Genomic DNA, 9092 nt, shown 5'->3' with positions numbered 1-9092 from the left:
CTACACACCATTCCGCGGTACAAAAGGCACCGTGCGCGAAGGCGGCAACCGTGTTCCCGCGATCGCTGTCTGGCCCGGCAAGATCAAGCAGGACGTAAAAAATCACGACATCGTCGGTGGTCTCGATCTGATGGCGACCTTTGCCGCAGCCGGCGGCGTGCCGCTGCCCACCAAAGACCGCGAAGATAAACCGATTATCTTCGATAGCTACGATATGACCCCGATTCTGCTGGGTACGGGAAAATCTGCCCGCAAAAACTGGTTCTACTTCACCGAAAACGAACTGACGCCGGGTGCTGCCCGTGTCGGCAATTACAAGGCCGTGTTCAACCTGCGCGGCGACAATGGGCAGGCCACAGGCGGTCTGGCGGTTGATACCAACCTGGGCTGGAAGGGTGCACAGTCCTACGTCGCCATCGTGCCACAGGTGTTCGATCTGTTGCAGGATCCGCAAGAACGCTACGACATCTTCATGAACAACTACACCGAACATACCTGGACATTGGTCTCCATCTCGGGAGCGATCAAGGACCTCATGAAAACCTACGTCGAGTACCCCCCGCGCAAGCTGCAGAGCATGGGTTACGACGGCCCGATCGAACTCTCCAAGTATCAGATGTTAGAGTCGGTGCGTGAACAACTCGGCAAGGAGGGGGTCAATATCACGGCTCCGACCGGGAACTAGGTCCTTGGCGGCCCCGGAGCGATCCGGGGCTGCCGCATATCTCCAAGTTCAAGATTGCCGCAAGTTAATCGATGGAGGCATTGCGATGAATTCGGCACGTAGTTTCCTGTATTTTTCCCGCGGCGTCGCGCTCGCCGCCGCAGTATGCCTTTATATCGCAGCGGCTGCAGTCGCTCAAACGGACGCACTGCCTTCGTGGAACGACACGGCACCGAAGCAAGCGATCATCTCCTTCGTTGAGAAGGTGACAAAACCGGGTTCAGCCGACTTCGTTCCGGAAGCGGAGCGTATCGCCGTATTCGACAATGATGGAACCCTGTGGGTCGAACATCCGATATATACGCAGCTCGCGTTCGCCCTGGACCGGGTGAAGGCGCTTGCCCCGCAGCATCCGGAATGGAAGGAAACGCAGCCGTTCAAGGCCGTGCTCGAAGGCGACTTGAAGGCGCTCGCGGCGTCGGGGGAAAAGGGCCTCGTCGAGCTCATCATGACCACGCATGCCGGAATGACCAGCAGCGATTTCCAGAAGATCGTCACCGATTGGCTCGCGTCGGCCCGTGACCCGAAATTCAAGCGGCCTTACACAGAACTCGTCTATCAGCCGATGGTCGAGCTTCTCGCCTATCTCCGCGCCAACGGTTTCAAGACCTTCATCGTTTCAGGCGGAGGCATCGAGTTCATGCGGCCATGGGCGGAAAAAGTCTATGGCGTCCCGCCCGAGCAGGTTATCGGCTCGTCGATCAAGACCGAATTCAGGATGCAGGACGACACGCCGACCCTGTTTCGGCTCCCCGAAGTCAATTTCATCGACGACAAGGCCGGCAAACCCGTCGGGATCAACCAGCAGATCGGCCGGCGGCCGATTGCAGCCTTCGGCAATTCCGACGGAGATCTCCAAATGCTGCAATGGACGACCATGGCGGGCGCACCTGCCAGGCTCGGCGTGCTGATCCATCACACCGATTCGGACCGTGAATACGCCTACGACCGCGATACCGAATTCGGTCGCCTCGACAAGGCGCTCGATGCCGCCTCCATCGCTGGCTGGACCGTCGTCGACATGAAGGCCGACTGGAAGCAGGTGTTCAAGGACTAGGGGAATGTGCCGAGCGCCGGAGCCTGGACGATGGCGCCGTGACCTTTTAAAACGTCGACAGGGAGCGATTGAGTGGCAGCGTGTGTTCGGTCAGCAGCGGTGAGAGGAACGACCCTCCTGCTTTTCCTGTTGCTCGCCTTTGCCGGGCACAGCCTTGCGCGTGACCCCCTCTCGACGCCCGCCGCCGACCCCCGAATAGCGATCCACGAGGGTTTCGTGGACGAAAGGACGTGCTTGTCCTGCCACGCCGATCAGGCTGCGGCTTTTTCGAAATCCCACCATGCAAAGGCCATGGCCCTGGCCGACGAGGAAACGGTGCGCGGCGATTTCGACAATAGCAGRTTTGAGCATGACGGCGTCGTCACCACCTTCACCCGCCGCGATGACCGCTTCTTCGTCAACACCGAGGGGGCGGACGGCAACCAGGCCGAGTTCGAAGTCAAATATACCTTCGCCTACGAGCCCCTGCAGCAATATCTCGTCGAGATCGGAGGCGGACGGCTGCAGGCTCTCGACATCGCCTGGGATACGGCCAGGCGACAGTGGTTCTGGCTCGGCAACGGCACCCCGGCCAAACCCGGATCGACCTATCATTGGACAGGTCCCTTTTATCGCTGGAACCGCACCTGCATCGATTGTCATTCGACCAATCCCCAGGCGAAGTTTCAACCGCAGACGAACGAATACGAGTCGACCTACGTCGCCACCAGCATCGGCTGTCAGTCCTGTCATGGTCCAGGCGCCAAGCACGTCGCTTCCGCGCAATCGGGTAACGCCTCATCCGCAGTCAAGCCGGATACAGGTCTGCCGAAAGTCGATGCGGGCATCTGCTTTGCCTGCCATGCCAGGCGCACCAAGCTGCTGGACGGCTACCAGCCGGGAAAGCCCTTTCTCGACTATTTCTCCCCTGCCCTGCTCCGGCAGGATCTCTATTTCCCCGACGGGCAGATCCTTGACGAGGTCTTCGAATATGGCTCGCTTCAGCAAAGCAAGATGGCAAGGGCGGGCGTGACCTGTCTCGACTGCCATCGGCCGCACAATGCCGGCCTCAAAGCCGAGGGCAATGCACTGTGCACGCAATGCCACACAGCGACGAAGCCGGAGCGCTTCGTCAACCAGGATCCGAGCGGGCTGTTCGACACTCCCGAGCACACCCGTCACCAGGCCGGCTCCACCGGAGCACAATGCGCCAACTGCCACATGCCGGAACGCACCTACATGAAGGTCGACCCGCGCCGCGACCACTCCTTCGTCATCCCCCGACCCGACCTGTCGGCAACCCTCGGAACGCCGAATGCGTGCACGACCTGTCATGTCGGCAGAACGAATGATTGGGCAGCCGAAACAATGGACAAATGGTACGGGACGCAATGGCGYAAACGCCCGTCGATCGCCCATGCCTTCGCCGGAGCTGCAAACGGCGATCAAGCCGCGGTGGAGGCTCTGCGCGCGCTTGTCAGTGACCATGACCAGGCAGGAATTGTCAGGGGTAGCGCCATCGCAGCAATGAGCCGAACTGGCGGCGTGGAGATCACCGCCGACATTCAAACGGCCGCGGCCGATGCAGATCCGCTCGTCAGGCTCGGTGCTGCGGAAGCGGCAGGCAACATTCCGCCGGAGCAGAGGCTGGAGGCGATCGGCAACCTGCTGGGCGACGCAACGCGCGCGGTGCGCGTTGCTGCCGCCAACGCACTCGCCGGCACTCCTCCCCACCTCTTCGGCGATCAGCAAGGCAATTTCGAAGCCGCCGTCGCGGACCTGCGCRCCTATGTCGAAACCAATGGCGACGTCGCGGAAGCACAAAGCAATTATGGCTTCTTCCTGTTCGCCCGACAGCGTACGGCCGAGGCCGAAGCCGCCTTCCTGCGAGCGATTTCGCTCGACCCGACACTGGAGGCAATGCGCATCAATCTCGCGGAATTCTACCGCGCCACCGGCCGGAACGACCAATCGGAACAGACCTATGCCGAAGCGATCGGGATGGCGCCTGAAAGCGCGGATCTGCGGTACGGACACGCGTTGTCGCTGGTACGCAAACAGGCATTGACCGAGGCTATCACAGAACTCCAAGAAGCCGTGCGGCTGGATCCACAAAACTCCCGCTACAAGACGACCTTTGCCGTCGCTCTCGATTCCGCTGGCCGGACGGAAGAAGCACTGGACAAGCTCGATGGTTGGGCGGCGGGCGAAGACGCTGATATCATCGGCCTGGCGCTCCGATACAGTCTCAAGCTTCGACGCTTGCCGGAGGCGCTGAAATACGCCGAGGATCTGGCGCGACTGAGACCTGAGGACCAGCAGATTTCAGGCCTCATCGGGCAGTTGACGCAGGCGATCAACGAAAAATAGGTATTTGAGCTTGTCGAAATCTACCTCTCGCCGCACAGTGCCGACTCGGGACAGCAGTGCCGAGGCGAAACGAGATCGGGGGATTCTCATGAAAGCCATATACTTGCGTGCCATTCTATTGGTGACGGGCATTTGCGCGGCGTCGGCCGGCAACGCTGCCGATATCACGCCGCTCACGCCGGAAGCAAAAACAGTCGAGAGCCAGAGCGGCTGGGAATTCACCTTCGCGCCATATTTCTGGGCTGCCGGCATATCCGGCGATATTGGGCAGTTTGGACTTCCGGAAGTTCATATCGACGCGGATTTCGGCGATATCCTCAATAACCTCGACTTCGCTTTCATGGCGGCAGGCGAAGCAAGATACGATCGCTTCAGCATCGTCGGTGACGTGATCTACACCAAGCTCGGTGCCGGCGCCGACACACCTGCCGGCATCCTTGCCGACAGCGTCGATGTGACATCGAAGACCTTCGCGGGATTTCTTGGCGCCGGTTACGCCGTGCTCGAAGACCAAAATGGCCATCTCGATGTGGTCGGCGGCATGAGGGTCTGGTCGGCCAAAACCGAGATCTCCTTTAATGGCGGCATTCTGGCCGGAGTGGATGTCGAAGACAGCGCCACATGGGTCGATGCCGTCGCCGGCGTCCGAGGGAACTACTTCTTCACGCCGGAAATCTATGTCACGGGGTGGGGCCTGCTGGGCGCCGGCGGCGCCGATATCGACTGGGATGTGGCGTTGGGCCTCGGCTACAAGTTCAACGACACCATCTCAGCGGTCGCCGGATATCGTGCACTCGGCGTCAATTACGATAATGACGGGTTCGTCTTCGACGTCGTTCAGCAGGGGCCGATCTTCGGGGTGGCCATTCGGTTCTAAAGGCCGGACTGGCGAACTTCGTACTGTTAGCGATTATCCTTCCAGTATGCTCGCCATTTGAAGACCTGGTGTCCTCCGGGAGCCGGAAAAACGACGTCCCCCAGCAGCAGAGAGCCGCCGTGACAGCGGCTCACAGTTCGGTATCCAACAGGATCGATCCGGGCGATATCGTTTCATTTCGGAGGAAGCTGCCCTGCGGGCTGGGTTCAATCGGATCATGGAGGCATTGATGAAGAAAGTCGCTTCTTGGGTAGTACTGGTTGTCGCGCCGCTCGGTGTCTGGACAGGGACGGCAGCCGCCCAGTCGAGTGAAGACCTGGCGAAGAAGCTTTCCAATCCGATAGCCTCGCTCATCAGCGTCCCGTTCCAGTTCAACTACGATCACGGCTATGGTCCAGACGACGGCGACAAGGCGACGCTGAACATTCAGCCGGTCATTCCCTTCAAGATAAACGAGGACTGGAACGTCATCTCGCGCACCATCCTGCCAGTCACATGGCAGAACGACATTGCCGGACCGTCGGGAACGCAGTCCGGTCTGGGCGACATCACGCAAAGCTTCTTCTTCTCGCCGTCCAAGCCGACCGAGAGCGGCATCGTCTGGGGCGTCGGCCCGGTGTTCCTGCTGCCGACGGCGACGGACGAGCTCCTCGGAAGCGGCAAGTGGGGTGCGGGTCCGACAGCGGTCGTCCTTAAGCAGGACGGCCCCTGGACTTACGGCTTTCTCGGGAACCACATCTGGTCGTTCGCTGGTCAAAGCGACCGGGAGGATGTGAGTTCGACGTTCCTCCAGCCGTTCCTCTCCTACACGACCAAGGACGCCTGGACGTTCTCGCTGAATACGGAGTCGACATATAACTGGGAAACGAACGACTGGTCGGTGCCGATCAACTTCGCAGTCGCCAAGCTGATCACCATCGACAAGCAGCCAATCAGCCTGACGGCGGGCATACGATATTGGGCGGCGGCTCCAGACAATGGCCCGGAAGGACTGGGCTTCCGCGTCGCGGTCACGTTCCTCTTCCCGAAGTGAATCCGCAGTCGACGACGCGCGCGGCGGCTGTAGTAGCAAAAGCTCAACCTTCTTTTGCTATTGCTGGAGCCGATTGCGTTGGAGAAGATTTCGGCGATGAAAATTCCGACAGTGATGGTTCTGATTGCAGCCGCCCTGCAGCCGGTCTCAGCCTTCGGCGAGACCGATTGGATGGGCGGCGCGAGACAATGGTCGGTCGGCTTTGCGAATGAGAGCCCGCATCCCTATTGCCGCCTGCTGTGGGACAGCGAGATCGGCAAGACCATGGAATTCCGCCAGAGCGCAACCGAGACGTTCTGGCTGGTATCAAAGAACACATGGGACATCCCGGCCGATACCAAGACCGAGGTGACGCTGACCAACCGTACGACGACGAAAGTGGTCGCCGCCGAATTCTTCGACAAGAACACGCTTCGCCTCTGGGGTCCGGCCAGCAAGGGGAGCGGCGGACTGAAGAAGATCATCAAGAATTCCTTTGCCGGAACGCCTGACGTGCAGCTTACCTTTGCCGGCGACGAAGGCGACTGGACGCTTCCGCTCTCGCGGGTGGATCAGCTCTACCCGACTTATCGCCAGTGCCTCAAACGGCTCGAGGCTGGCGAAAGGCCGAAGCAGAATTCCGAAACAAGCAAACCGTTCTGACAGTCGATTATAGCGGCGGCGCAGTATCGCGGATCAGGCTGCGGACGGCTTCGATATCGCCGTTGAGCGGCCGTTCGTCACTATAGTGGGAAACATGCTCCCGCACGGCCTTGTAGACCAGGTCTGTTCCTGCGGCCCGCGGCGCCGTCGCCGCCAGGAAATCATGCGCCTGGGCAGCGGCCATCAGCTCGATTGCCAGGATATATTCGGCGTTGTCGATGACGGCGAGCAGCTTGCCGGCGGCAGCCGTCGGATGCGCGAGGAAATCCTCCTGCAGGCCTGAGGTCAGCCCGCCGTCCATGGCCGCGGGTGCGGCAAGGCGGCGGTTCTCGTTGCTGAGCGCGGCAGCGGTATACTGAGCAATCATGAAGCCGGAATGGCTGCCGGCATCGCTGGCGAGGAAAGGCGGCAGGCCGCTCACCAGCGGATTGACGAGCCGGTCCATGCGCCGTTCGCTGATCGCACCGATCTGTGCCAGCGCAATGGCCAGGCTATCGGCCGCCTGCCCGAGCGCCGGGGCAACGGCATGCGCCTCGGAGGAGACGATCGGGTGTTCCGGCGTGCCTGAGACAGCCGGATTGTCCGTCACCGAAGCAAGCTCCTGATCGACGACGCGGGCGGAATTGTCGAAGACATCGCGGGCAGCGCCATGGGCATGCGGCACGGAGCGAAGGCTGAGCGCATCCTGCGTGCGCCGGCCGAAGGCGGCGGCGACAAGACCGCTGCCCTGAAGCCGCGCGCGCAGGCTCGCTCCGACTTTCTCTATTCCCGCCGACGGGCGCAGCGCCAGCACGGCGGCGTCGAAGGCGGCAATCTGGCAGCCTGCTGCTTCCAGCGTCAGTGCTGCGATCGCATCGGCCCAGTCGAGTAGCCGCTCGGCACGCGAAAGCGCCACGGCGGCCAGGCCGGTGGCGCAGGCCGTGCCGTTGACCAGGCTCAAGCCTTCCTTGGCGCCGAGCACCAGTGGTTGGAGGCCGATCGCGGCAAGCGCCTCGCGACCGCTCATGCGCCGGCCGTCCCGGTGAGCGCTGCCTTCGCCGATCAGAACAAGCGCAATATGGGCGTTATGGACGAGGTAACCGGCAGAACCCTTGGACGGCACGTCGGGGATGCAATCATGTTCCAGCAGGGCCGCAAGATGCTGGACGATCTCGCGCCGCACGCCGGAATGACCATGGGCGAAATTGGCGATCTCAGCCGCGATGATCGCGCGCACCTCGCGGGCGGCCAGCAACGGACCGACGCCGCAGGCATGGCTGAGCACGATGCTGCGCGACAACAGGCTCTGCGAGGCACGATCGACCACCGTATCGGCGAGTGCCCCGACGCCGGTATTGACGCCATAGGCACGCACGCCCGTCTCGACGATGCGCGCGACGATGCGGCTTGCCTGCTCGACGCGCGCCAGGGCGGCGGGCGACAGCGCGAGAGCTTCTCCGGTCCCGACGCGCGCGACATCGCGCCAGGTCAGCACGGACTCGATGGTGATTGTCATTGACCGCTTCCGAAATGGCCGATGAATTGGCGAAACGCGGGTGTTGCGCCGCCGGTAAACATCTCGTCCGGCTTGCCGCTGCTTTCGATCAGCCCTTCGCGCATGAAGACGACGCGGTTCGAGACGTTGCGGGCAAAGCTCATCTCATGGGTGACGACGAGCATGGTCATGCCTTCCTCGGCAAGCGCGCGCATGACGCGCAACACTTCGCCTACAAGCTCCGGATCGAGCGCCGAAGTCGGCTCATCGAACAGCATCACCTTCGGTTTCATCGCCAGCGCACGGGCGATTGCGGCGCGCTGCTGCTGGCCACCTGAGAGATGGGCCGGATAGGCATGGCGCTTATCGGCGATGCCGACCTTTTCGAGCAGCGCTTCGGCCTCGGCGATGCAGTCGGCGCGCGGTCGCTTCAGCACATGGATCGGCCCTTCGATGACGTTCTGCAGGATCGTCATATGGGACCAGAGATTGAAGGACTGGAATACCATGCCAAGTTCGGAGCGGATATGGTCCACCTGCTTCTGGCTGGCCGGCTTGCTTCGCCCGCCCTTATGCACCATGCGGATCTCCTCACCGTCGACCCAGATCTCGCCGTCGCTGGCGGTTTCGAGCATGTTGATGCAGCGCAGAAAGGTCGATTTGCCGGAGCCGGAGGCACCGAGCAGCGAGATCACATCGCCGTCTTCCGCATCGAGGGAAATGCCGCGCAATACTTCGTGCGTACCGAAGCTCTTGCGGATATTGCGGACCGATAGTCGGGTTACGCCTGGCATGGGTGCTCCAATCGGGGTCACGAGCATGATGCCGAAAAGTGTGAGCGGTTTTCGGACAACATCATGCTCTAACTCTTTAGTTTAGAACAGGATTCAGATTTTAGGCCGACCCGTACTAAAATCATCCTGTTCTAGGCCGCCT

Annotated in this window: 8 protein-coding genes; 6 read left to right on the top strand and 2 right to left on the bottom strand. The window is 61.3% G+C overall.

What is annotated here, in order from left to right; genetic code table 11:
- The 6 genes from AC1D1Z_RS30380 to AC1D1Z_RS30355 form a co-directional block, all read left to right on the top strand.
- The coding region (locus AC1D1Z_RS30380; RefSeq protein ID WP_477852576.1) for an alkaline phosphatase family protein at positions 1-685 on the top strand (685 nt) is incomplete at its 5' end.
- Between the two features lie 85 nt (positions 686-770).
- A complete protein-coding gene (locus tag AC1D1Z_RS30375) occupies positions 771-1781 on the top strand; it encodes an HAD family hydrolase (protein WP_018448846.1) in 1011 nt (336 codons plus the stop codon).
- A gap of 72 nt (positions 1782-1853) precedes the next feature.
- Positions 1854-4130 (top strand): tetratricopeptide repeat protein, encoded by a 2277-nt coding sequence (locus AC1D1Z_RS30370; RefSeq protein WP_477852574.1) that lies wholly within the window; start codon positions 1854-1856, stop codon positions 4128-4130.
- 88 nt (positions 4131-4218) lie between these two features.
- Positions 4219-5007, top strand: a complete 789-nt coding sequence (locus AC1D1Z_RS30365; RefSeq protein WP_477852572.1) for a hypothetical protein — start codon at positions 4219-4221, stop codon at positions 5005-5007.
- Positions 5008-5236: 229 nt separating this feature from the next.
- The gene (locus AC1D1Z_RS30360; RefSeq protein ID WP_477852571.1) at positions 5237-6040 is read left to right on the top strand and encodes a transporter; all 804 of its coding nucleotides are present in this window, start codon (positions 5237-5239) and stop codon (positions 6038-6040) included.
- A gap of 96 nt (positions 6041-6136) precedes the next feature.
- Positions 6137-6682, top strand: coding sequence for a hypothetical protein (locus AC1D1Z_RS30355; RefSeq protein WP_018448842.1), 546 nt, complete (start codon positions 6137-6139; stop codon positions 6680-6682).
- 7 nt (positions 6683-6689) lie between these two features.
- On the opposite strand, the gene AC1D1Z_RS30350 is transcribed toward AC1D1Z_RS30355, so the two are convergent.
- Positions 6690-8177, bottom strand: a complete 1488-nt coding sequence (locus AC1D1Z_RS30350; protein ID WP_477852569.1) for an HAL/PAL/TAL family ammonia-lyase — start codon at positions 8175-8177, stop codon at positions 6690-6692.
- Positions 8174-8950, bottom strand: a complete 777-nt coding sequence (locus AC1D1Z_RS30345; protein ID WP_018448840.1) for an ABC transporter ATP-binding protein — start codon at positions 8948-8950, stop codon at positions 8174-8176. Before AC1D1Z_RS30345 ends, AC1D1Z_RS30350 begins: the two co-directional genes overlap by 4 nt.
- Between the last annotated feature and the right edge of the window lie 142 nt (positions 8951-9092).

The sequence above is a fragment of the Rhizobium sp. P1_E1 genome (genome assembly GCF_056406015.1).
Note: the sequence above shows the minus strand (reverse complement) of the source record. Positions and strands in the feature narration are given on the sequence as shown.